Raw genomic sequence first — 25,459 nt, forward strand, 5'->3', positions numbered from 1 at the left:
CGGAGATGGAGGCGGGTCAAGCCCGCCATGACAGCGTTCCTGCCGATGCCTCGGCCGTCACTGCACCGCCGACGACACCGGCGGCTGGTCCCCCGGCGAGGTGAACAGCTGCCCGATGTCCACCGCATCGAACCGGTACTCCTGACCGCAGAAATCGCAGGCCACCTCGATGCGGCCCTGCTCCTCCAGGATGGACTCGGCCTCTTCGCGGCCCAGACTCTGGATCATGCTGCCCACCCTGTCGCGGCTGCAGCTGCAGGCGAAGCGCGGCGTCTGCGGCGCGAAGCGCAGCACCTTCTCTTCCCAGAACAGCCGGCGCAGGATGGTGTCCACGTCCAGTTCCAGCAGCTCTTCGCGCTTCAGGCTGGCGGCCAGCGTGGCGATGCGGTTGTAGTGCTCGTTCAGGCCGATCTCTTCCTCGTTGGCCTTGCTGACCATCGACCCCTCCAGGTTGCCCTCGCCTTCCAGTGGCAAACGCTGGATCAACAGACCCGCGGCCACCTTGCCGTCGGCGGCCAGCACCAGCGTGGTGTCCAGCTGTTCGGACTGCAGCATGTAGTGCTGCAGCACGTCGCTGAGCTTTTCCAGCTTCTCGCGCCGGTCGCCGTGCAGCGGCACCACGCCCTGGTACGGCTGCTGGCCCGGGAACTTGTCCTTGGGGTCCAGCGTGATGGCGCAGCGGCCGTGATTGCGCACGTTCACCAGCTGCGGCAGCCGGTCGCCGACCTGCACGTCGCCCACCACCTTGGCGGTCACGCGCACGGACAGGTCGTGCTGCACCTCAGCCACCGCCACCTTCACCGGCCCGTCGCCGAAGATCTGCAGCACCAGCGCGCCGTTGAACTTGATGTTCGACTGCATCAGCACGCCGGCCGCGGCCATCTCGCCCAGCAGCTCCGCCACCGGGGGCGGGTACGCGCCGGCTTCGGAGTTGGACTGGCGGCGCGCCAGGATTTCGGTCCATGCGTCGGTCAGGCGCACCAGCGCGCCGCGCACGGGAAGGCCGTCGAAGAGGAATTTGTGGAGCTCGGACATCGGTTCGCGCTGGGCCAAAGCTGTCTTAACTGATGGCTCAGGCGACCTTCTTCAAGCCCTTCGCGAAGCGCCGGGCGTTGCTCACGTAGTGCTCGGCGCTTTCGGCCAGCTTCTTCGCCGCGGCGTCGTCCAGCGTGCGCACCACCTTGGCGGGCGAGCCGATGATCAGCGAGTTGTCCGGGAATTCCTTGCCTTCGGTCACCACGCTGCCCGCGCCCACGATGCAGTTGCGGCCGATGCGCGCGCCGTTGAGCACGACCGCCTGGATGCCGATGAGCGAGTTGTCTCCTACCGTGCAGCCATGCAGCATCACCTGATGGCCCACGGTGACGTTGCGGCCGATGGTCAGCGGCTTGCCGACGTCGGCGTGCAGCACCGACAGGTCCTGGATGTTGGTGTTCTCGCCGATGCGGATGGTCTCGGTGTCGCCGCGGACCACCGCGCCGAACCAGACGCTGGCTGAATCGCCCAGCTCGACGGCGCCGATGACCTGGGCGCTGTCCGCGACCCAGGCGCCCTGTCCCAGCTTCGGTGCCGTGCCGTCGAGTTCGTAGATCGCCATGGAGCCGTCCTTCAGATAGGGAAAAAAGGCATTGTAGGTAGGCTGTTCGACGCGCTGCGGCGGCGGGCCCCTGCGGAAAATGCCGCGAACCGCCCCGCCGCAAACCACCGAACCATGACCGCCACCGCCGAAACCGCCCAACCCGCCCGCGCCAGCCTCGAGCTGGCCCGCCAGGTGATCCTGGACGACGCGCGGACGGTGTTTGGCTACGAGCTGGCCGCCGGCACCGAGCCGGCTCGCGGCGAGCAGATCGCCGAGCTGGTGTCGCACGCCCTGGCGCTGTGCGCGAGCAAGCCCCTGGCCGAACGCCGCGTGCTGTTCCTGCACTGCGGCCCCGAGGCGCTGGACAGCGAGCACCTCGCGCTGGCCGACGCCACGCGCATCGTGCTGCGGCTGTCGCTGCCGGCCAACCCGGATGCCGCGCAGCTGGCCGCCGGCGCCGCTCGCCTCGCGGAGCTGCGCCAGAAAGGCTTCCGCTTCGCCCTGCCGCACGACGTGCTGGCCACGGCCTGGCACGGCTGGCTGGCGCAGGCCGACTTCCTCTTGCTGGATGTGACACGGCTGCCCGCTCCGGCGCTGGCCGGCGTGGTGAAGCTCGCGCGCCAGCACAAGCCTCGCCTGCTGGCTTGCGGCGTGCCCGACGACGCCTGCCTGCGTTCGTTGCGCCAGCTGGGCATCGACCTGTTCCAGGGTCCCTTCTTCTCGCGGCCCGTGCCGGTGCCGGGCCAGAAGATGCGCCCCAGCCAGGCCGCGGCGCTGCAGCTGCTGTCGCTGGTGCGCCGCGAGGCCGACGTCGGCGAGATCGAAGCACTGCTCAAGCGCGACACCGCGCTGAGCTTCCAGCTGTTGCGCTTCATCAACTCCGGCGCGTTCGCCCTGCAAGGTGAAGTCACCTCGCTGCGTTCCGCCGTGATGGTGGTCGGCATGCACCGCATGATGCGCTGGTCCACGCTGCTGCTGGCCACCGCCGGCGACGCGCCGGCGCTGGGCCACCACGCCATCGTGCGCGGCCGCCTGATGGAACTGCTGGGGGCCGAACTGCTGCCTCCCGACCAGTGCGACCAGGCTTTCGTCACCGGCGTGTTCTCGCTGCTGGACGCGATGACCGGCGTGCCCATGAAGACCGCTTTGGAGGGCTTGGGCCTTCCCATCGCGGTGACCGATGCGCTGCTGGACCAGAAGGGCGTCTTCGAACCCTTCCTCTCGCTGGCGCAAGCCTGCGAAAGCGGCGACGCCGAAGCCTTCGCCCGCGACGCCGACCGGCTGCTGCTGTCGGGCCGCCAGATCAACATGGCGCACCTGCAGGCGCTGGCCTGGGCCGAGGACCTGCTCACTCGCTGAGACAATCGGCGCATGGAACTGCGCCGATGGGCGCTGGATGCCCTGTGCGAGAGCGACCCCGCCCGCAAGGCGGCGTCCACGCGCGAACTGCACGAAGCCGCCGAAGGGCTGGCGATCGAGCCGCACGCGCCGCCGGCCACCCTGCCCGTCCCGGGGCGGCCCAGACGCCCCGAGCTCGTCCACCCCGCCAAGGTGCCGCGCCGCTCGCCCACGAAGCCCGAAGGCCTGGCGGCGCTGCTGCATGCCATCGCGCACATCGAGTTCAACGCCATCAACCTGGCGCTGGACGCGGCGTGGCGATTCGACGACGGCCTGCCCCGCGAATTCCGGCTCGACTGGTTGCGCGTGGCCGCGGAAGAGGCTTACCACTTCAGCCTGCTGCGCGACCACCTCGCCACGCTGGGCCATGCCTACGGCGACTTCCCCGCCCACGACAACCTGTGGCAGATGTGCGAGAAAACCTCGCACGACGTGGTGGCGCGCATGGCGCTGGTGCCACGCACGCTGGAAGCGCGCGGGCTGGATGCCACGCCGCAGATCCAGCAGAAGCTGAGGCAGGCCGGCACGCCCGACGCGCTGCGCGCGGTCGACATCCTCGACGTGATCCTGCGCGACGAGGTCGGCCACGTCGCCATCGGCAACCACTGGTACCGCTGGCTGTGCGCGCGCGACGGGCTGGACCCCGTGGCGCACTACCGCGTGCTGGTGGAACGCCACGCCGCGCCGCGGCTGCACCCGCCCTTCAACGAGGCGGCGCGGCGCCGCGCGGGCTTCTCCGACGAGGAGATCGCGATCCTGCTCGGCTGACCCGGCGGGTCAGAGCAGGAACCAGGTCAGCTGCGCGTTGAGGCGGTAGTCGCGCGGCTCGGTGGGCTGCCGGTTGATCGGGAAGCCCATCGTCGCCCGAGCCGAGAACTTCGGGTGGGTGAGGGTCATGCCCAAGCCGATGGTGGTCAGCACGTCGGCGCCGTCGGTGTTCAGCGGCGGGCGGAACGGCTGCACCTCGCCCCGGTCGAAGAAGACGAAGCCGGTGGACTGCCAGTTGCCCTGCATCGGGAACGCCTTGTGCGCTTCCAGGTTGATCACGAAGCCCTTGTCGCCGGCGAACAGGCCGGGCGAATAACCGCGCACGCTGCCTTCGCCGCCGATCACCAGCTGCTCGCTGGAAGGCAGCAGCTTCACCGGCGCGTACTGCCAGGTGAGCGCGCCCACCAGCGTGACGTCGTTGCCCATGTTCTGCGTGCGCCGCGCCGTGCCGCGCAACAGGCTGAAATGCCGCGGCGAGGCGCCCTCGATGCGATTGACGCCGGTGGCGGCTTCCACGGTGCCGGTCCAGTAGCCCGACGTGTCCAGCCGCTGCAGCTCCAGCCCCAGCGTCTTCGTCCACAGGTCCGCCGCCGTCAGCGGCAGGCCGGTCATGAAGTTGGCCGTGCGGCGGCGCTTGACGCCCACCAGGCCATCCAGCTGGAAGCTGCTGCTGACCACCAGCGGGTGGCGCAGTTGCAGCGACATGGCCTTGGCGGTGCCGGTGACGTCCAGCGGCGCGATCGGGCCGCTGACGATCTTCGTGCGGTCCTCGAAGTACCCGGCCGTCAGGCGCGTGCCGCGCACGCTCACCGGAAGCGTGTACGTGAGGTAGTTGCCTTGATGGCCGCGGGAGTGCACCGTCGAGAGGAACAGGTCGTCGCGGCGGCCCGTGAGGCTGCGGCGCACGTAGCTGACGCCCAGGCGGCCCTCGCCGGTGAGCTGCGAGCCGTTGTTGTCGGCGAACACGCGCAGGTCGTTGCGCTTGGGCTCCTGCACCGTCAGGCCGATGTCGGTCTGCCCCACCTGTGAACCCGGCCGCAGGTCGGCGCGCAGCTGGGCGTCGTTGGTGCGGTTGAAGCGCACCAGGTCTTCCTCCAGCGTCGGCAGGTCCACCAGCATCGGCGGCTTGAGCGACAGCCGGTCGGTGATGTAATTCCCGTTGGTGGACTCGTTGCCCTGGATCAGGATCGCGCCCACGCGGCCTTCCACCAGGCGGATGTGCACCACGCCGCCGGTGACGTCCTGCGGCGGCAGGCTGGCGCTGGCCGTGACCACGCCCTTGCTGCGGTACAGCTCGTTGATGCGGTTGACCAGCTCGCGCAGCTCGGACAGGCGCACCGTGCGGCCCTTGAAGCCGCGGGTCAGCGCTTCGAGTTCTTCCGGCTTCAGGATCTCCGAGCGCGGCTCGAAAACGATGTCCTTCACCTCGAACTGCACCGCGTCCGCGCCCGGCGCCACCGGCGCCGGCGGCGCGACGGGCGCCACGGGCTGCTCGATGCGCTGGCGTTGCTGCTCTTCCAGCCGCTGGCGCTGCTCGCGCTCGATCTCGCGCTGCTGCAGCACGCCGGGATCGGCGGACGGCGGCACCACGACTTGCGCCGCCGCCGCGGCCGAGAACAGCAGCAGCGACAGGGCGAGGGATGGGCGCGGACCCATCCGGCCGGATCGGCGTCCGGCCTTGTCGATTCGTCTCTTCATCACTCGCCCGCCTGGTCGTCGCCGTCACGCCGTTGCGGCGCGCCCGGTGCGGGCAGCTGCACGGGCTCGAATTCGGGCATCTGCACCGGCACGCCGGTGAACTGCACCACGCCGCGCTCCACCTGGATGGGCGGCAGCATGGGCGGCTGCACCAGGCGCACCGTGCGGGTCTGCTCCTCCACCGAGGTTTCGGCCACGCTGGAATCCAGCCCGGTGCTCTCGCTGTGCACGGTGTGGCTGTGGTCGGACAGCAGGAACGCCGAGCGGTGGATGATGTCCGCGCCGCGGGTGACGAAGCTGTCGCGGTCCAGGTACAGGTAGAACGTGCCCGGGCGGCTGAACAGCTGCAGGTCGAACGTCTTGTCCGGGCCCGGCGTGGTGTTGTCCACCAGCATGTGCGTCAGCGGGTTGTCGATGGTCATGCGCTTGACGATGTAGCCATTCTGGACTTCCAGCGTGCCGGTCGGGATGGTGAGCGCCCCCTGCACCGCCTGCAGGTTGTCGAACGTCACGCCCAGCGGGCTGTTGATGGTGAGCTTCACGTTGCTCATCACCGGGTTGTAGCGGCCGATCAGCGTCGTGATCAGCGCCGGCGAGCTGCGCGTGTGCTGCACGGACGCATCCACGCTGTCGCTCACCAGCACCAGCCGGCGCCCCACCTCGAAGTTGTCGCCCACGATGGCATCGCGTGCGTACAGCAGCAGGCCGCCGCCGACCAGGTGCCTGGCGTGGATGTTGCCGTTGGTCGAGTCGAGGACCGCGTCGCCTTCTGCCGCGGCCACCAGGTTGGCGTTGATGTCCCGGTTGGCCGTCAGGCGCGCGCTGCCCGCCGACGAGATCACCTCGTTGACGTTGATCGCGCCGCGCGTGGCGAACAGCGTGATGTCGCCGGCCGACTGGGTCTGGCCCAGGTTGACGTTGGCGCCGGCCACGGCGTTCACCGGGCCCAACGTCGCGATCACCGTCCCGCCGTTGAGGTCGTTGCCGACGGACAGCGCGATGGCACCGTTGGCGCGCGTCAGCGTGCCGTCGATGTTGCCGGCGGTGGCCGACAGCACGGCGTTGCCGCCCAGGCTTTCCACGCGGCCGTAGGCCGTGCCCGGCGTGCCGCCGATGGACTGCGCCGCGGTGATCGTCACCGCGTTCCGGCCCTCGACCGTGCCCACCTTCACGTTGCCCGTGCCGGCCGTCAGCGTCACCGCGTTGGCGGAATCGGTCGTCGTCGCGGTCAGGTCGCCGGTGGTGGCGGTGGCCGCGATGCTGCCGGTGTCGGTGGTCAGCGCGCCCGCGGTGATGCCGGACTGGCCCGTCAGGTTCATCGCCGTTTCCGCGTTGGCCGTTCCGATGGTGATCGTGCCGGTCTGCGCGTTCACGGTCAGCGAACCGTTGCTCGCCGTCGTCGTCGCCAGGTCCGCGTTGTTGCGGGCGGTGACCTGCGCACTGCCGGAAGCGGTGGTGGTGTCGCCCGTCACGTTGCCGTTCTGCGCGTTCAGGTACACATTGCCACCCAGGCTTTCGATGCGCGTGTAGCGCGCGCCCGGCGTGCCACCGATCGACTGGCCCGCGGTCACGGTCACGTCGTCCTGGCCTTGCAGCACGTCCACCTTCACGCTGCCCGTCGTCGCGGTGAACGTCGCCGCCGCAGCCGAGGTGCTCGTGGTGGCGGTCAGGTCGCCGGTGCTGGCCGTGGCCACGATGCCGCCGCTGTCGGTGCCGAGGTTCGTCGCCGTGATGCCCGTCTGGCCGGTCAGGGACATCAGCGTCTCGGCGTTGGCCGAACCGATGGTGATCGTGCCGGTCTGCGCCCGCACCGTCAGCGAACCATCCTTGGCCGTCGTGGTGGCCAGGTCCACATTGTTGTGGCCGGTCAGCTGCGCGTTGTTGAGCGCGGTGGTCGCGTCGCCGGTGATGTCGCCGTTCTGCGCGTCCATCGTCACGTTGCCGCCCAGGCTTTCCACCCGGACGTAGCGCGCGCCGGCGCGGCCGCCGATCGACTGGCCCGCCGTCAGCGAAACGGCGTTCTGCCCTTCGACCGTATCCACCTTGATGTTGGCCGCGGTCGCCGTCAGCGTGACCGAGCCCGACGAGTCCACCGTGGTGGCCGTCAGGTCGCCCGTGCGCGCCATGGCCGACAGGCCGCTCGTGGCCGAGTCGGTCGTCAGGCTGTTCGCCGTCAGCGCCGTCTTCGCGTCCAGCGTCATCTGCGTCTCGGCATTGGCCGAGTCGAGCGTGATCGAGCCATTCGTGGCCGTCACCGTCAGCGTTCCGTTGCTGGCTTGCGTCATGGTCAAGTCCACGTTGTTGCTGGCCGTGACCTGCGCATTGTTTAACGCCGTGGTCGTGGTGCCCATGACGTCACCGCCTTGCGCTTCCAGCGTCACATTGCCACCCAGGCTTTCGATGCTGGAGTAGCGCGACGCCGCGCGACCGCCGATGGACTGGCCGGCCGTCAGCGTCACCGCGTTCTGGCCTTCAACCGTGTCCACCTTGATGTTGCCCGCCGTCGCGGTCAGCGAAGCGGAGCCGGCGGAGTCCACCGTGGTGGCTGTCAGGTCGCCGGTGCGCGCCGTCGCCGACAGGCCGCTCGTCACCGAGTCGGTCGTCAGCAGGCGAGCCGTCAGTGCCGTCTTCGCGTCCAGCGTCATCTGCGTCTCGGCATTGGCCGAGTCGAGCGTGATCGCACCGTTGGTGGCCGTCACGGTCAGCGTGCCATTGCTGGCTTGCGTCGTCGTCAGGTCCACGTTGTTGCTGGCCGTGACCTGCGCGCTGTTGAAGGCGGTGGTCGTGGTGCCCATGACGTCGCCGCCTTGCGCGCTCAGCGTCACATTGCCACCCAGGCTCTCGATGCTGGAATAGCGCGACGCCGCGCGGCCGCCGATGGATTGGCCGGCCGTCAGCGTCACCGCGTTCTGGCCTTCAACCATGTCCACCTTGATGTTGCCCGCCGTCGCGGTCAGCGAAGCGGAGCCGGCGGAGTCCACCGTGGTGGCTGTCAGATCACCCGTGCGCGCCGTCGCCGACAGGCCGCTCGTCACCGAGTCGGTCGTCAGCAGGCGAGCCGTCAGTGCCGTCTTCGCGTCCAGCGTCATCTGCGTTTCGGCATTGGCCGAGTCGATGGTGATCGAGCCGTTCGTGGCCGTCACCGTCAGCGTGCCGTTGCTGGCTTGCGTCGTCGTCAGGTCCACGTTGTTGCCGGCCGTGACCTGCGCGTTGTTGAAGGCGGTGGTCGTGGTGCCCATGACGTCGCCGCCTTGCGCATCCAGCGTCACATTGCCACCCAGGCTCTCGATGCTGGCATAGCGCGACGCCGTACGGCCACCGATGGACTGGCCGGCCGTCAGCGTCACCGCGTTCTGGCCTTCAACCGTGTCCACCTTGATGTTGCCCGCCGTCGCGGTCAGCGAAGCGGAGCCAGCGGAGTCCACCGTGGTGGCTGTCAGGTCACCCGTGCGCGCCGTCGCCGACAAGCCGCTCGTGGCCGAGTCGGTTGTCAGCAGGCGTGCCGTCAACGCCGTCTTCGCGTCCAGCGTCATCTGCGTTTCGGCGTTGGCCGAGTCGAGCGTGATCGAGCCATTCGTGGCCGTCACCGTCAGCGTGCCGTTGCTGGCTTGCGTCGTCGTCAGGTCCACGTTGTTGCCGGCCGTGACCTGCGCGCTGTTGAACGCGGTGGTCGTGGTGCCCATGACGTCACCGCCTTGCGCATCCAGCGTCACATTGCCGCCCAGGCTCTCGATGCTGGAATAGCGCGACGCCGCGCGGCCGCCGATGGATTGGCCGGCCGTCAGCGTCACCGCGTTCTGGCCTTCAACTATGTCCACCTTGATGTTGCCCGCCGTCGCGGTCAGCGAAGCGGAACCTGCCGAGTCCACCGTGGTGGCCGTCAGGTCGCCGGTGCGTGTCGTGGCCGACAGGCCGCTCGTCGCCGAGTCGGTCGTCAGGCTGCGCGCCGTCAACGCCGTCTTCGCGTCCAGCGTCATCTGCGTTTCGGCGTTGGCCGAGTCGAGCGTGATCGCACCGTTGGTGGCCGTCACCGTCAGCGTACCGTTGCTGGCCTGCGTCGTCGTCAGGTCCACGTTGTTGCTGGCCGTGACCTGCGCGTTGTTGAATGCGGTGGTCGTGGTGCCCATGACGTCGCCGCCTTGCGCATCCAGCGTCACGCCGCCGCCCAGGCTTTCCACGCGGACGTAGCGCGCCGCGGTGCGGCCGCCGATCGAGCGGCCCGCCGTCAGCGTCACCGCGTTCTGCCCTTCGACCGTGTCCACCTTGATGTCGCCCGCGCCCGCGCTCGCCGTGAGGCTGACCGCGGCGTTCGAGTCCACGGTCGTGGCCACCAGGCTGCCGGTCACCGCCGTCGCATCGATCGTGCCCGTTCCGGTGGTGGTGAGCGTCCCCGCCGTGATGCCGGCCTGCCCCTGCAACGTCAGGTTGCCGGCCGACGTGGCCGAGCCCACCTGCAGCGAACCCGCCGTCGAAGTGATCCCCGCCGTCGTGGCGGCCTGCACCGTGGTGAGGTCGACCGAGTTGGCGCTGATCGCGACCGAGCCGCCGGTACTCTGCGCCAGCGTGCCGGTGAGCGCGCCGCCCACCGTCAGCTGCAGCGCGCCGCCGGCCACGACGTTGCCGAGGATCAGGCCATCGGCTTCGCTCAGGCGAATGGCGCCCTGCGAGCTGGTGGCCGAGAGCCCGGCCACCTGCATCTCCAGCGCGTTCGGCGTCGCCGTGTCGATGGTGTTGGCGCCCGTGCGCGTGGCATCGCCGATGCCGTCGCGCGCGGTCAGCGTGACCAGCGCGCCGGTGCCGTTGGCGACGATGTCCGCCGCGGCGTCCGAGTCGGATTCGACGATGCGGCCGGTGGTGGCCGTCAGGGTGATGGCCTGGCCGTTGGTCTTGCCGCTGGCGACGCGGTTGACGTACAGGTTGCCGCTGTTGGCGGTGGCGGCGATGGCGCCGCTGGTGCTGTCCAGCTGGCCGCCGGTGGCGATGTCCACCGTGGCCCCGGTCACGCCGATGGCGCCGCTGTCGGTGTGCACGTTGCCCGTGACCTTGGCCGTGCCGCCGGCCAGCAGCGTGACGCTGCTGCCCGTGGTGGTGACGTCGCCGACCGACAGGTCGTCCACCGCGGTGAGCGACACGTTGCCGCTGCTGGCGGTGGAGATGCCGCCGTTCACCGCCGCGATGGTGGCGCTGCCCGCGGCGGAAGCGCTGACGATGCCGTTGGAAGAACGCAGCTGCTGCGCCGTCAGGTCACCGCCGGTGGCGGTGAGGTTCAGCCCGCCGTTGGCCGCGTAGGTCCCCACCTGCAGCGACGAATCCGGCGAATCGATGTACGCCGCGCCGCCGGCCGTGCCGGACAGCAGGCCGTCGGCATCGACGTCCACTTTCACGTAGCGCCCCGGGGAGCCCACGTTGCCGCCGGCATCCAGGCGGACGTTCTTCGCATCCACCACCACGCCGTCCAGGTAGGAAACCAGGTTGCCCGCCGGCGCGTCCAGCCAGGCCGTGCCGCCTGCCGCCACGCGGCCGAAGGTGAAGTTGGCGCCGGTGCCGCGGACATAGGCGTCCTGGCCGGCCGAGGCGGACACCAGGCGGTTGGCCTGGACCACCAGCGGCAGGCCGTTGATGTCGCCGATGCTGCCGGTGCCGGCCAGCAGCGTGACGTCGCCGGGCGTCTGGATGTTCACCGCCGACGTGCCGGCGCTCAGGATGCTCTGCGGGGCCGTCACGCTGACCGCGCCGCCCGCGGTGATCTTGTCCAGCGTGATGTTCTGCGCCGTGCTCTGGACGTACGTCAGGCCGCCGGCGGTGGCGGTGAACTTGCCCGTCGCGTTGACGAAGACCGGCGCGGTCTGCTGGATCTGGAAGGCGTACGGCTGCGTGCCGCTGGCCACCGGGTTGCCCGCGGCGTCCACCGCCACCACCGAGCCGGGCACGTTGGCCAGGGCCAGCGCCGCCGACTGCTCGGGCGTCAGGTTGCCGCTTTGCAGGTCGGTCAGCTTGATCGTCACCGGCGCCGCCAGCTTGCCGATGGCGCCGGAGGTGTTCAGCTTGATGTCGCGTCCCGTGAGGTTGGGGTTGCCGATGCCCACCGGCGTGCCGGGCTGCAGCGCGCTGCCGTTGATGGAGGCGTTGAGCTGCGGCTCGGTCCAGACGGCGTTCTTCGTCAGGTCGTTGATCTGGTCCAGGCTGGCGTGGAAAGCGAAAGTCGAGCTGTACGAGCTGCCCATCGCCGCCTTCCAGCCGGACCCCAGCAGGCTCTGCAGCGAGCCGGTAGCGCTCGCGTACAGGCCGGCCGCGTAGGCCTGCACCTGGGCATCCGTCGGGCTGGCCACGCCGGTGGCCGCGGCGGCGAGCGCGCGGTACAGGTCCAGGTTGGCGGTGGCCAGGGTGTATTGGCCCTGGGCGTCGACCGTGCCCTTGCCCAGCAGGCGCCAGTACTGCTCGTACTGCACATTCACCTGCGACTCGAAGCGCGTGACCGACGCGGCGCTCGAGTGGTTCTGCGCGTCGACGGCGTTGGTCTCGGCGCCGTACGCCGCCGTGAGCTTCAGGTTCTGCCAGATGTTGCGCACCTGGGTGTCCGACAGCGCCTGCGCGGCCGTCTGGCCCGCGGCGCCGTAGATCGTGCCGTTGGGCACGTTGACGTACAGGTTGCCGCCGGCGGTGGACGCGATGCTGCCGATCAGCAGGTCGCCGCCCAGCTGCGTCAGGCCGATGTCGTTCTGCGCGCTGACGTTGACGACGCCGCCGCTCACCAGGCCGTTGGGCTGCGTGGCGTAGTGCGCCGACAGCCGCACGGGCGCGGTTTCGCTGCCGATGCCGCCCAGTTCGCTGGACAGGGTGATGTTGCGGCCTTCGACGTTGGCGGCGCTGCCCGCGACGGCCGTGAGGGCGTTGTCGGCCTGGATCACCACGTCGCCGTAGCTGGCGCCGGTCTGCGAACGGATGGTGTTCAGCGCCGCGCCGCTGTTCAGACGCAGGTACACGCCGTCGGAGCCGGCGGTGGCGCTGAGGTCGCCGCCGGTCAGCGTGGCCGTGAACGCGCGGTCGGTGCTGCCGATGCCGTTCTTCGCGCTCAGGTTGAGGCTGTTGGTCAGCACCGAGCCGGTGGCCGATTCGGTGATGCTGCCGCCGCTGGAGCTGATGGTGGTCGTGCCGTTGGGGTTGACCAGCGCGTTGTTCACCACCACCGGCGCGTTCGACGTCACCGCCACCGAGCCGCGCGAGTTGCCCGAGAAGTCGATGCCGAACGGGTTGCTGGCCTTGACCGACTGCGTCAGCGTCAGCGACGCGCCCGTGACGTAGCGGTATTGCCACCAGGCGTGCGCTTCGCCGTGCTGGTAGCTGTTGGTGTATCCGGTCGCGTTCGGGTTGAAGCCGTAGTTGCAGCTGGAGCCGTCGCAGCCGTGGTAGTGCACGTTGAGCGACGCGCCCCAGTTCTGCGTGGCCGTGATGCTCTGGCGGAAGTCGACCGAGTTGTCCTGGCCGGACAGCAGGTAGCCCTGCGGCGTGCTGGTGGCGTTGCCGCCGGACTGGTTGACGTAGCGCCACGGGTTGTTCTGCGTGCCGCTGCTGAACGTCCAGTTGCCGTAGGTCCAGTTCGTGGTGTCGAACGGCCGGCTGAGCGTGGCGTTGAGCTTCCATTCCCAGCGCAGGCCCGCCACCGGGTTGAACGTGGTCGAGGCGTTCTGCGACGACGACACCGCGCTGCCCGCCTTCAGCTGGTCCTTGGTCGAGAACTCGCTGCCCTGGAAGACGTTCATCCCCGCGCCCGGGCTGTACGTGTACACCCAGTGGTTGCTGCCCGAGGCGCGGTTCTTGTCGACGATCTCCACCTCGCTCACCAGCGCCGAGGGCACCGCGGTGTTGCCGGTGTTGATCTTGTTCAGGTTCAGCGCCAGGCCGGTGTTGTTCACCACCTGCACGTCGCCCAGGCCGCCGTTCACGTGGATGTTGCCCAGCGTGTTGGTGCTGATGATCTTGCCGTTCAGGCCCACGTAGCCACCGCCGGACGACGCGCGCACTTCGCCCAGCGAGATCTCGTTGGTGACCGCGTTGTACGTGGCGTTGATGTACGAATCGCCGCCGCGCGTGATGCCGCCCACGCCGCCCGGGATGTCGAACACCGGGTTGGTGGTCTGGCCGGAGTCGTACAGGTACTTGTAGTAGGCCAGCGTGCCGCCGCCGACGATGCGGTGCTCGACCACCGGCACCAGCTTCGGGAAGAGACCGCTCGACCAGTCGTACGTGTAGCCGACCGGCACGTCACCCCAGATCAGCGGGTCGGTGAGGTTGGCCCCCAGGTTCAGCGACCACTGCGTCGGGCGGCCCGCGGAGATCTTGCCGTTCACGTCGATCGTGTTGGCCACGATGCTGACCTTGCCGCCGTAGATCTGGCTGCTGTTGGCGCTGCCCGCCAGGCTGGCGTTGGCGAAGCTGCCGGTCCTGCTCAGCGTGCGCACCGGCACCTTGGCGAACGAGCCGCCGCTGCCGCTGATGTCGTGGTGGTAGCCCGCGGGGCTCAGGCGGTCGGCCGTGCCGCCGCTGCAGTCGCCCTTGGCGAAGGCCGCGCAGTTGCCGAACCACACCCAGCTGTAGTTGCGGTTCTGGCCGGCGCTGCCGATCAGCTCGGACGTCAGCGCGTCGGTGGTCGTGAACTGGCCGTTCGCGTTGTAGATGGCGTTGATCGCGTAGACCACCGCCTCGGTGGCGTCGGGCACGACCGTTGCCGGGTTGCCGCCCGGCCACAGCATGTAGCTGGACCACTCGGAGTACGGGTTGCCGCCGGCGTAGTGGGTGCCCGGGTTCGTGATCACCGCCACCCCGTTCGGGATGGTGACGTTGACCTGCTGGCCGTAGATGGTCGAGTTCTGGCCCAGCGAGCCGGAGTTGTTGTTGACCAGCACCGCGCCGCCGAGGTTCTCGATCGCGCCGCCCAGGAACAGCGCGGGGCCGTAGTTGCCGTCCCCGACCTTGCCGTTGTAGGCGTTGTCGATGTCGATCTTGGAGGTGCCGGTGCCGGGCCTCTCGTCGATGTGCAGCCCGGCGGCATCCGCCTGGGCGCGGCCCGCCTGGCCCGTGAAGATGACCTTGCCGCCCGGCTGGTTGGGGATGTAGACCGAGTTCAGCAGCAGGTAGTTGCCGCTGTTGTTCTTCACCGAGATGGTGGGCGAGCCGTACGAGGTGAACGTGCCGTTGCCCGCCAGGGTGTCGGCGTTGATGGTGGCCGTGCCGCCCGCGGCGTACAGCGTGCCCAGCTCGAACGCGCCCACGGTGCCGGTGCTCACGCCGCTGGCCAGCAGCTGCGCCTGCGTGCCGCTGTAGTTGTCGGCGACGAACTGCTGCGGGTCGAAGACCGGGTTGTAGGCGAAGATGAACGGCGCCGCGCCGTTGTTGTAGGTCAGCGAGTTGCCGTTGATGGCGATGTCCAGCGTGTGGTAGACGCCCGCCGTCGCGTCGCCGTTGAAGGTCACCTTGGAAGTGCTGGGCGTCGTGACGGTGCTGTCGCCGGCGGTCACCGGGATGAAGTACAGCTGGTAGCCGCGGCCCTCGGCCGTGGACGTGCCCATGGGCTGCCCGTTGTACGCGCCCACCGTGATGTTCTGGCCGCTGCGCAGATGGGCGCCGTCGTCCACCTGCACTTCCGCGTTGCCCGCCAGGCGGGTCAGCGCATTGGCGTCCGGCACCGCCACCAGCCCGCGCACGTAGCCCTGCGCGTTGGAACTGCCGGTCATGGCCGTGTCGTACGAGCCCAGCGGGTCCTTGCCCGCGGTGATGTTCACGTTGCCGAACGCTTCCATCACGGCGCCGGTGCCGCCGCCGATCGTCACCTTCTGGTTGTTGGTGATGTCGGTCGTGGCGTTGGCGCTGCCCACCGAAGCCAGGCCCCAGGTGTTGACCTGGGCCGCGGTGTCCACGCTGCCGACCGTCCAGGTGCCGGCGCCGATGTTGCCCTGCGACTTGAGCTGGTTGTTGGTGCCGAAGGTGACGTTGTTGTTGAACGTGGCCCGGTAGGTGGATTCGGTGCCCGCGCCGGCGATGGCGCCGCCGGTGGCCAGCGACACCTGGTCGCTGGCGGTCGCCCAGGTGGACGCGGTGGCGACGATGCCGCCGGTGTTGTTCACCGGGTCGGTGCCGGAATTGACGGTGACGTCGTTGGCGAACCTGGCGTCGGTGTTGCCGGTGAGCGTGGTGCGGCTGAGAACGGCCGCGCCGCTGAGCACGCCGCCGGCGGCGCCGGTGGCCGAATCGCCTGAGCGGTCTTCCTTGAACGTGTTGGAGGCTTCCACTTCCACCACGCCGGCGGCGTTCAGCGTCAGCGTGGAGCCGAGGCTGGCCTCGACCGTGGAGTTGCCGGTGTGCAGCGCCACCGCGCCGCTGGCGCCAGCCACCGAGGCGTTCACCGAGGTGGCGAGGCGGCTGGACGTGTCGTTGTGGCTGGCGTTGACGATGAAGTCGTCGCCGTAGATCGTGGTGCGGGTCGCGTTGCCGGCGATCCAGGCCTTGGTGCTGGAGGTGTCGTCGGTCGTGGCCGTCGCGGCGTTGCCGGCGAACATGCCGCCCGCGCCCGAGGTGGCCTCGGCGGTCTTCTCGTCCTTGCCGCTGGCGATGATGCTGACCGAGCCCGCGCGGCCCTGCGTGGTGACCACGCCGGTGCCCATCCAGGCCTCGGTGATGCCGGACGACTTGGCTTCCGCCACGTTGGCGCCCATGGCGACGTAGCCCGCGGCCACGCCGGTGCTGGTGGCCTTCTGGCGCGTGTTGTTGATCGCCGCGACGCTCACGTCGCCGGCGGGCAGCGTGACGCTGTTGCCCACCGAAGCGCGCACCGTGGCGCCGCTGATGGCCTGCGACAGGGTGGCGTTGGCGCCCAGCAGCGTGCCGCCGGAGCCGGCGATGGTGTCGGCATCCGCCGAGTTGCCCGTGGTCGGCGTCATGACGCCGGCGCTCACCGCCAGCGCGCCGGCGCCGTTGATCGCGGCCGAGTCGGCGACCGAGGCGGTGACCGTGGGCCTGGCTTCGGCCAGCGCGATGGAGGCGCCGACGCTGAAGCCGCCGACCGCCACGCCCCACGCGGTGGCGCTGACGTCCGGGGTGGCGAGCGCGGTGACGTTCACCGCCTCGCCGGCGGCGAGCGTGCCGCGCGCGGTGGCCGTGACGTTGCCCTGGTCGCGGGCCGTCGAGCCCGCACCGGTGCCGGCGACGATACCGCCCGCGGCCGCGATGGCCGAGCTGGTCACCGCCCCGCTCTCGGACGCGGTGAGGCCGATGGTCTTGTACTGCGTGACGTTAGCGCCGGCGAGGGTCTCGGCCGTCACCTGGCTTTCCTTGTCGGCGATGGAGGCGACCACGCCGACCGCGCCGGCGCCTACCGCGGCGCCGACGCCTTCGGTGGCGACGCTGCTGGTGTCCTGCGCCGACACCAGGACCGTGTTGCTGGTGCCGGTGCCGCCGGTCACGGTGCCGCCCAGCGAGGCGCTGACCGTGTTGCGGACGATGGCGTCGGCCACGCCGGCGCCCACGCCGACCAGGCCGGCCGCGCCCACGTAGGCCTTGACCTTGGCCGCCGAATCGGTGCCGTTGTCGCGCATCAGCGCGCCCACCGCGACGTTGGCCGCGTTGAGCGTCGATGCGGTGGACTTCGCGATGATGTTGTCGTAGATGCGGGTGTAGCCCACCGCGCCGCCCACGCCCACCGTGCCCGCCGCGCCCGCGCCCACGGTGCTGGTCGTGCTCACCTGGCCGGACGCGTTGATCGCCACCGAGCCGGCCGTGACCGACGACGACTCGATGTTGGCCGTGACGGCGTCGGCGGCGCCGCTGCCGACGGCCGACGAGGTGTTGTACCTCGTGCTCGCCAGCCGCGCCTGCTCGGCGGTGGTCAGCCCGGTGCTGCCGCCCACCGTGGGCGTCGAGTTGGAATAGCTGCTGACGGACGACAGCGTGCCGCTGCCGTTCTTGTCGGTCTCGGCCGACGCGCCGGCCGCCGTGCCGTCGCCGATCAGCAGGACCGCGGCGGATCCGCCGATGCCGACGGTGCCGCCCGCGCCCGCGGTGGCCGTGACCATGTCGACGTCCTTGATCGTGCCCGCGGCCACCGTCACCGTGCCCGGCGTGGTCACGGTGCTGTTCTTCATCTCGCCCGTGACCTGGCTCTTGACGATCACGACGTTGGCGCCCGCGCCGACGCCGGCCGCGCCGCCGCCGCCGCCCGCGCCCGCCTTGGCGTCGATGTCGACGTTCTCGGCGGCGCTGATGCTGATCGCGCCCATGGCCTGGCCGACCTTCCCGCTGCCGGTGCGGTCGCGCGTGACGGTCTTGGTGGTGGTGGTGCCGCCCGAGCTGTTGGTGGCGCTGCTGGACGTCGAGCTGTCCGTCGACGCCGCCGGCGCGGTGTCGCCCGCGGTGGTCCGGTACATGCCCGCCACCGTGGTGTTGTTCAGCAGGGTGACGTCGGCCATGCCGGCGATGCCGGCGCCGCCGCCCACGGCGCCGCTGACCACCAGGCTGTTCATCGCGCTGTTGGTCGCCGCGTTGATGGTGAGGTCGCCGCCGGCCAGGCGCAGCGCGGTGGTGTTGCTGGTGGCGGAGGGATCGCCCACCCAGGCCTTGGTGCTGTTGCTGGCGATGCCGACCACGAAGCTGGCCGCGCCGCCCGCCGAGGCGCCGATGGCGCCCGCGCCCGCGACGGCGTTGTAGCCGCTGGTGGTGAGCGCGTTCACGCCGAGGCTGGCCGCGGACACGGCGCCGCCGTCCACGTGCGCCTGGGTGTCCGCGCTGAAGCGGTTCACCACGCCGGTGCCGGCGATGCCGCCGGAGCCGGCCGCGAAGCCGGCCACCACGTTGGCGGCGGACTGCGACGCCTTAGCGCCCACCTTCACCGCGCCCAGCGTGGGCATCAGGGTCTTGTCGAAGGTGTTGGTGGTGGTGATGTCGTAGACCGGGTTGGCCCCGTCGGTGGCCTCCGGGTCGTTCACCGCCCGCTGCTGCGTGTCGGTCACGCTGCCGGCCTGCACGGACTTGGCGGCCAGCACGCCCGTGGTGGCGTTGGTGAGGTACGCGTACGTCTTGCGTTCCATCAGGTTGGTCGCCGCCGCGCCGGCGGCGCCGACGCCCGTGCTGCCCGCCGCGCCGATGACGAACGCGCCGGCGTAGGTGTGGCTGGACGCGTTGACGAACAGGTCGGGCACGCTGAACGTCGTCAGCCGGCTGTTGACCTTGGCGTCCTGGATGTACGACTTGGTGGTGCCGCCCAGCACGTTGACCACCGGCGTCAGCGCGATGCCGGCGGAACTGCCCAGGCCCAGCGTGGCCGCGTTGGTGACGGCCGACTGGTGCGAGGTGGCCGTCACGGCGATGCCGCGCACCGACTGCGTGGTCTCGGTCAGGTCGGCGTGCGTGTACGTCGGCGCGAGCACGGCGTTGACGTTCACCGGCGTCACCAGGTCGCCCGTGCGCACGCCGGTCATCGCGGCGCCCAGGCCCTTGGCGTCCACCTGGGTGCTGCCGCCGTCGATGTGGGCATCGGTGGTGCCGTCCATCATGTTCACCACGACGGAGACGCCCGCGCCGGCCGCGCCGGGGCTGGCGCCCGCGGCGCCGGCGATGACCTTGGCCTTGTCGTCGTTGAAGGCGAACACGCCGACGTTGTTGTCGGCCATCACGCGCGCGCCGTTGGCGATGTAGGCGCGCGTCGAGTTGTCCATCAGGTTGGTCGCGTTGGAGCCGCCCACGCCCAGCGAGGCGGCGGCGCCCAGCGCCACGGCCACGGTGTCGATGGTGGCGTCGGACTTCGCGTCGACCACCAGGCTCCTGACGCTGGCGTCCGCCGCGCCGGACACGTGCGCGTCGGCCGTGTTGGCGATGCGGTTGATCGAGGCCGCTATGCCCACGCCGGCGCTGCCGAAAGCCACCGCCGCGCCGCCCGAGGCGGACGAGATGGTCGACGTGTCGCTGCCCTTGACCGTGACATCGGCGGTGGAGCCGGTGATGCCGGTGGTCATCAGCTCGGCGGTGGTGTCGTTGCTGATGAAGTTGGTCGAGATCGAGCCGGCGAAGGCGTTGCCGCTGCCGCTGCCCCCGATGGCGGCCGACAGCGACTTGATGCCCGCGTTCTGCGTCGCCAGCACGTCGATCTGCGAGGCTTCGGTGAGCGACGAATCGGCCACGTGGGCCAGCGTCTCGTTGTCGATCGAGTTGTAGGCGAACGCGGCGCCGGCGCCACCCTTCTTGCCCACCGCCACGTTGCCGGCGAGCGACTCGATGCTGGAGTCGTCGTGCGCCCACACCTTGACGATGTTGGTGCCGCCGTTGCCGTCGGTGGTGGTGACGCCGTCCAGCTTCGCTTCGGTGTCGTTGGTGATCTGGTTGACCGAGATCGACGCCGTGACCGCGGCCTGCCCGCCGGCCAGCGCGCCGGCCACCGACAGGTTGCGGATCGCCGAGTTGGCCTGCGCCGCCTCGACCGTGATGCCGGTCTGCGCGTTCAGCGCGACGCCGCTCGCGGTGGCGTACACGTCGTTGTCGATGTCGTTGTACGAGATCGCCGCGCCGATGGCGGTCTGGTCGTTGCTGTTGACCACCTGGCCGGCCACCGAATCGATGGTGGACGAGTCGGAGGCCTTGATGGTGATGGTCTTGCCCGTGATCGAGCGGTAGGAGGCGTTGGCGGCCGGCGCCGAGACCTCGGCCTTCACCGCGTTCTGGGTCTGGCTGACGACCACCGAGCCGGCGCCGGAGAACTTCTCCGAGCTGCCCGCGCCGAGCGCCAGGCCCAGGATGTGGGTGGCCGAGCCGGCCTCGATGTTCACCACGCTGCTGGCGCCCGTGGCGTCCAGCTTGGCGTTCTCGACCCTGGCCGTCACGGTGTTGCCGATCAGGTTCTGGACGTAGGAGATGCCGACGTTGGACGAGCCGCCGCCGGTGCTGACCTGCACCACGCCCGCGACCGACGTGATGCAGCTGCCGCTGCCCGCGGCGCCGACGCCCGCCTGGCGGCCGCAGTAGTCCAGGCCCTTGGCCACGTTGGCGCGCTCGCCGGACTCGTCGATGATGTTCTCGTAGGTCGTGATCGCGCCGGATTCCTTGGCGATCACGTCGATGCGGCCGGCGGCCGTGACGGACGAATTGCCGCTGATCTCGGCCGTGGTGCGGTTCTGCACCTGCGTGATGACGAACGCGCCGCCCAGCTGCGTGCCGTCCTGGCGCTCCGACACGGTGGCGCTGCCGCCGCCCGCGCCGATCTCGCTGGCGTTGTAGGCCTCGACGGTGACCGTCTGGAATTGCTTGACCGTCGAGCCGGTGATCTTGGCCTCGGTGTCCGAGCGCAGGTCGGCATAGCTGACGGCCGCGCCCACGCCGCTCTTGCCGCCGAACGCCAGCGAGCCGCCGCCGGTGCCGATGAACTTGCGGCTGTAGGCGGTGACGTCCAGGTCGGCGGCGGCGTTGCCGTCGCCGGTGACGCTGGAGTCCTCGATGCGCGCCTTGGCGTAGTTCTTGGTGTTGCCGTCGCCGTCGACCGGCGACAGCGTGATGGACACCGAGCCGGCCACCGCGTACGAGGGGATCGGGTTGTTGTCCGGCGTCAGCACCACGGCCGCGCCGATGCCCAGCGACAGCTGCTCGCCGCCGGTGAGGGCCTGGACGTCCACGTCCCGCGCGCCGGTCACGGTCGAGCCCTTGATGTAGGCCTCGGTGCCGTTGCCGATCATGTTGACCGCCACCGCGCCCGCCACGCCGACCGCACGGGTCTGGCTCGGGTTGTTGGCGCGCGTGAGCGCGCCGGAGCCCGCGGCCGTGGTGATGTCCGCGTCGGACACGGCGCGCACCAGCAGGCTGGGCGTGGTGGACGAAGTCCCCGACTGGTCCACCGACGCCGAGTCGATGCGCGCGGTGGTCTTCATGTCGGTCATGTTGACCGCGGCGCTGCCCGCGCCCGACAGGCCGAAGGTCGGCGGCGTGGGGGCCGGCGGCTTGGTGGCCGTGGCGCTGGAGCGCGAGCGGGTCGGCTGCGCCGGCGACACGCCCAGGATGTTGTTGGTCAGGTCCGTCATCGCGGTCTGGTACGCCGCGGAGGCCTTGTCGAAGAAGCCGGGGCCCGGACCGGGTGCGGCCGAGTTGGAGACGGAGCCGGCGATGCCGATGGCTTCCACGCGGCCGCCGGTGCGCGCCTCGACGTCGATATCCCTCGCCTTCACGCTGCCCGTGTAGCTGCCCGCGCTGGCGCGCGCGCTGCCCGTGAGCGAGTAGGTGTCGTTGTCCGCGATCTCGGCGCGGGTGTCGGTGGTGACGTCGTTGATGCCCAGGCCGATGCCCACGGCGGTGGAGGACGACAGGTTCACCGCGCCCGCGATGGACCAGGCCACCGTGTTGTCGCCGGCGTCGACCGCCAGCTTGCGCGCCGTGACGCTGGCCTCGTTGTCGAGCGAGGCCACGGTGCGGTTGTTCACGCCAATGAGCGTGACGATGCCGTTCACCGCGATCGGGTTGCCGCCGTCGGATGCCTTGCCGGCGCTGGCACCGAAGGAGAAGACCTTGTCGGACGTGTTGGCCCTGACGCGCACGTCGTCCACCAGCTTGTCGGTGGCCGTGACGGTGAAGGCGCGCACGCCGTCCGCGTCGGCGGCGCCCGCCGTCTCCGCGATGCCGCGGATGGCGACGTTCTCACGCACCACCGCCTCGGCGACGCTGGCCACGTCGATCTGGCTGAGCGAGAAGCCGATCGCCTTGTTGCTGCTGCCGATGGCCAGCTGGGGCGCCCCGGCCTGGAACAGCAGCGTGGTGTCCACGTTGGCCGTGACAGACACCGGCGCGTCCAGCGCCCAGGCCTGCGTGTCGGCCGGCCGGCCGCGGAACAGCAGGATGGTGCCGGTGGGGTCGTAGGTGTCGGCGTCGGCCGGGCGGGTGGTGAAGCTGCGCGTGGCGCCGCCGGTGGAGCCGTCGCGCACGTTGAGCCTGGCGCCGTCCTGCACCTCGGCCTGCGCCGTGTGCTGGAAGCTGATGATGTTGGCCGAGCCGGAGAAGCCCATCGAGGTTTCGTCCGAGCTGCCCGCCACCTTGGCCGACGACTTCCCATTCATCACGTCCAGGAAGTTGATGGTGTTCATCGCCTCGCTGAGCGTGCTCAGGCCGTCCCAGCGGTCGAAGTTCCATTCCGCGTTGCCGAACAGGATGCTCGGGCGGATGGGCAGCTTCACGTCGGAGCTGACGCCGATCTTGTCCGCGGTGATGTCCGCGTTGCGGCCCACGGTGGCGCTGGAGGTGAACGAGTAGTTGCCGATGGCCAGGCCGAGCGCGGCGTTGATGCGCGAGGGGCTGCCGGAAGCCGGCGTGGCCGCGGCCTTGATCGAGGGCGACGAGGTGGCCGTGTCGGCGGAGATGACCGTCTTCTCGCCGATGGTGCGGGCGGCCACCAGCACGGTGCCGGTGTTGCCGGTGTCGCTGGCGTGGATCTTCACGCCGTCGCCGATGAGCGCCACCGCGCCGTGCACGCTGTCCACGTACGAGATCGCGCCGCTGATGCGGAAGGGCGCGGGGGTGGGCGCGACCTTCTGGTCGATCTTCTGCGTGGAAAGGCCGAAGCGCTTCCAGAAGAAGTCCTCCAGGCCCTGCACCGTCTCCTGCTTGATGGCGTTCTGCACCATCGCGAAGGCGCCGGTGCCGGCCGAGGCCGACGCGGCCGTCCTGTCCTCGGTGACATGGTCGACGGCCAGCACGTTGACGTTCTTCGCGTCGGCGACGTCGGCCAGCAGCCTGGCGTTGGCGCTGGTGTTGTGGTCCGACCAGGCGACGGCGGCGGAGGCCTTGCCGTTCGGGCCGGTGACGGACTCCACCTCGTTCTTCAGCGACGTGAAGTTGCTGGCAGCGACCGTGACGGTGCCGGTGGACTTGATCTGCGCGCCCTGCGCGATGGTGGCGTTGGCGTCGACGTCGGCGGACGTGTAGCCGAAGGCGATGGACAGCTGGTTGGACTGGCTGTTGACGGCGCCGGCGCTGATCTTGCCGTCGATGGACGCGTCGTTGTGGGCCTGCACCGTGAGGTCGCCGCCCTTGATGGTGGCGTACTGCTGCACGTCCACCCGGGCGTCGGCCTTCGTCGTGGCGTACAGCGCGCCCACGCCCAGCGGCGTGGCGACCTGCGCGCCCGGCGTGGGCGGCACGGCCGTGGTGATGCCGGACGAGACGCTGTTGGTGGCCTTGAGGGTGACCGAGCCGGTGCCCTCGATCACGCTCCGCTTGGCCGCGGTGCCGCCGACGGTGACGCTGGAGATGCCGGTGGACTGCGAGTGGACGACGTTGATGCCCAGCAGGCTCAGCCCGAACGCGGCCGCCTGGCCGCCCAGGGCGGTGGCGTCGAGGCTGGTCACGGCCAGGTTGACGTTGCTCTCGACCGGCGCGTCGCCGTTGTAGTAGTACTTGGTGTCGACGGAGGTGTTGGCCACCATCGACACGTTGGCGCCGCGCACCGTGGCGCCGCCATTGGTGTCGCCGATCTGGATGCTGGTGGTGGCATCGCGGATGCCCATCAGGTTCGAGCTGGCGTGCAGGTCGGCCGTGAAGGTGACGTCGCCGGCGGTGAAGGCGCCGGTCGCGTTGGCCAGCACCGCGCTGTCGGCGGCCAGCGTGATGGACGGCGCCTTCAGCGTGATCTTGCCGGAGTTGCCCGTCGAATTGCCCGTCAGGTGCGAGTTGACGTCGGTGGGCGTGGCCACGGCGCGGCTGGAGATCACCTTGCCCGCCGCCACGTTGATGCTGGAAGTGGCTTCCAGCACGATGTCCGCGCCGGTCACCGTGATGCCCGACCCGTTGGCATAGCCGGCGTCGCCGCGCAGCAGGTTCTGGCTGACGTTGATGGTGGCCGGGTCCACGTAGACCGCGCCGCCGGCGCCGCCGCCGGTGCCGTCGGCGCGCAGCGCGCCGCCCGCGAGCTCGACCGTGTCCTTGGCGCTGAACTCCACGAAGCCGCCCGCGCCGGACGTGCCGGCGCTCGCGTCCAGCAGCGACCCCTCGCGGTTGATCGCGTTGCGCTCGGCCAGCACCGTGACCTTGCCGCCGCCGGACGCGGCGCCCGCGCCGGCCGCCACGATGCGCGCGCCGGCCTGCAGGTCGACGTCGCGGCCCGCCCGGATCTCCACCTCCCCGGCCTTCACGCCGGCCGCTCCGGGCGTGGCGAGAGTGCCGGCCACGGTCACGTCGGCGTCGGCGACGATGCGGATGCGGCCGCCCTCGGCAATCACGTTGGTGGCCGAGTTCAGGCCGTTGGCGTTCACCACGTCGCTGAAGTCGGGGGCGTTGCCCACGAAGCGGGCGCCCGCGAACACCACCCCGCCCACGTTCACCATGCCGGCCGAGAGGTTCACGCCGTCGATGGCGTTGATGCGGCCATTGACGACGATGGTGCCGTCCGGGTTGCGCGGGGCGGTGCCGGACAGCAGCGCGCCCACGGCGGCCGGGTCGGGCATGCCGGGCGACAGGAAGAAGTTGTTGACGAACTGCTGCGTCGGGGTGCTGACGTTCAGGGTGCCGACGTTCACCACGCCGGACGCGCCGATGAACATGCCGTACGGGTTGGCGAACCAGACGTTGCCGCCGATGCGGCCGTCCTTCACCGCGTTGAGCACGCCGTCGATGTTCGAACGCTCGTCGCGGACCAGGTTGATCAGGTTGGCCGCGCCCGTGGGCACGTGCAGGTTGGCGATCGTCGCCGCCGGCACGTTGAAGCGGCTGAACGAGTTGAAGGCGTTGGCGCCGTTGATCGTGCCGGTGCGCACATCGGTGACGGCGCCGGCCGTGCTGACGCTGGTGGCCGTGCGGCCGTCCGGCAGGATGGCCTGCGCGAACGCCGGGCCGGCCATGGAGAACGACACCATGGTGCCCAGGAAGAAGCCGAGGCTGCCGTCCCATCGGAACCGCGCACCGACGTGCACCTTGGTGTTTTGAACCATGACAGCGTCCCTTCGCTTGCTCTGTGTGACCGGGCGGCACAGCGCAGCACGGCGGACGTGATTGTGCGGTCCTTGT

General features: G+C 70.3%; 6 protein-coding genes. 2 read left to right on the top strand and 4 right to left on the bottom strand.

The features are described from left to right. Positions 1-57: 57 nt before the first annotated feature. Complete coding sequence (gene hslO, locus EZ216_RS18830) at positions 58-1,035, bottom strand: Hsp33 family molecular chaperone HslO (protein WP_135251340.1); 978 nt, start codon at positions 1,033-1,035, stop codon at positions 58-60. Positions 1,036-1,072: 37 nt separating this feature from the next. Next, the gene (locus EZ216_RS18835; RefSeq protein ID WP_135251341.1) at positions 1,073-1,597 is read right to left on the bottom strand and encodes a gamma carbonic anhydrase family protein; all 525 of its coding nucleotides are present in this window, start codon (positions 1,595-1,597) and stop codon (positions 1,073-1,075) included. A 114-nt stretch (positions 1,598-1,711) separates the two neighbouring features. On the opposite strand from EZ216_RS18835, the gene EZ216_RS18840 reads away from it, so the two are divergent. Then, a complete protein-coding gene (locus EZ216_RS18840; protein ID WP_135251342.1) occupies positions 1,712-2,938 on the top strand; it encodes an EAL and HDOD domain-containing protein in 1,227 nt (408 codons plus the stop codon). A 12-nt stretch (positions 2,939-2,950) separates the two neighbouring features. Beyond that, the gene (locus EZ216_RS18845; protein WP_135251343.1) at positions 2,951-3,745 is read left to right on the top strand and encodes a ferritin-like domain-containing protein; all 795 of its coding nucleotides are present in this window, start codon (positions 2,951-2,953) and stop codon (positions 3,743-3,745) included. Positions 3,746-3,754: 9 nt separating this feature from the next. Here the strand turns inward: EZ216_RS18845 and EZ216_RS18850 are convergent, their stop codons facing one another. Both EZ216_RS18850 and EZ216_RS18855 read right to left on the bottom strand, forming a co-directional pair. Then, positions 3,755-5,443, bottom strand: coding sequence for a ShlB/FhaC/HecB family hemolysin secretion/activation protein (locus tag EZ216_RS18850; RefSeq protein WP_135251344.1), 1,689 nt, complete (start codon positions 5,441-5,443; stop codon positions 3,755-3,757). Continuing rightward, positions 5,443-25,383, bottom strand: coding sequence for a leukotoxin LktA family filamentous adhesin (locus EZ216_RS18855; RefSeq protein ID WP_135251345.1), 19,941 nt, complete (start codon positions 25,381-25,383; stop codon positions 5,443-5,445). The genes EZ216_RS18850 and EZ216_RS18855 overlap by 1 nt, the downstream gene beginning before the upstream one ends. Between the last annotated feature and the right edge of the window lie 76 nt (positions 25,384-25,459).

The organism is Ramlibacter humi (assembly GCF_004681975.1).
Taxonomy (GTDB): Bacteria; Pseudomonadota; Gammaproteobacteria; order Burkholderiales; family Burkholderiaceae_C; genus Ramlibacter; species Ramlibacter humi.

Excerpts from the sequence above, each read along its gene's own strand:
- hslO (WP_135251340.1), bottom strand. The coding sequence starts at position 1,035 with ATGTCCGAGCTCCACAAATTCCTCTTCGACGGCCTTCCCGTGCGCGGC.
- EZ216_RS18835 (WP_135251341.1), bottom strand. The coding sequence starts at position 1,597 with ATGGCGATCTACGAACTCGACGGCACGGCACCGAAGCTGGGACAGGGC.
- EZ216_RS18840 (WP_135251342.1), top strand. The coding sequence starts at position 1,712 with ATGACCGCCACCGCCGAAACCGCCCAACCCGCCCGCGCCAGCCTCGAG.
- EZ216_RS18845 (WP_135251343.1), top strand. The coding sequence starts at position 2,951 with ATGGAACTGCGCCGATGGGCGCTGGATGCCCTGTGCGAGAGCGACCCC.
- EZ216_RS18850 (WP_135251344.1), bottom strand. The coding sequence starts at position 5,443 with ATGAAGAGACGAATCGACAAGGCCGGACGCCGATCCGGCCGGATGGGT.
- EZ216_RS18855 (WP_135251345.1), bottom strand. The coding sequence starts at position 25,383 with ATGGTTCAAAACACCAAGGTGCACGTCGGTGCGCGGTTCCGATGGGAC.